The organism is Shigella sp. FC1967, from assembly GCF_001743005.1.
Taxonomy (GTDB): domain Bacteria; phylum Pseudomonadota; class Gammaproteobacteria; order Enterobacterales; family Enterobacteriaceae; genus Proteus.
Map to the genome: position 1 here is coordinate 1 of NZ_MIIZ01000004.1, position 324 is coordinate 324.

General features: G+C 43.5%; 1 pseudogene. It reads left to right on the forward strand.

What is annotated here, in order from left to right:
• A pseudogene (locus tag BHE89_RS00015) lies at positions 1–324 on the forward strand (aminotransferase class I/II-fold pyridoxal phosphate-dependent enzyme); the annotation flags it as partial.

A 324-nucleotide genomic window follows, 5' to 3' on the forward strand; every position in this document is an offset into this window, starting at 1 on the left:
GGTGATGTTGTTTTGTTCCACGGTTGCTGCCATAACCCAAGTGGTATTGATCCAACAGAAGAGCAATGGCGCCAATTAGCAGCACTATCAGCAGAAAAAAGGTTGGTTACCTGTTTTTGACTTTGCATACCAAGGTTTTGCACGTGGTCTTGAAGAAGATGCGCAAGGCTTACGCCTCTTTGCAGAAAAAGAACCCGGAGCTTATTGTTGCTAGTTCATATTCTAAAAAACTTCGGTCTCTACAATGAACGTGTAGGTGCATGCACGATTGTTACCAAAGACAGTGACACTGCTGAGAAAGCTTTTAGCCAAGCAAAAGCCATT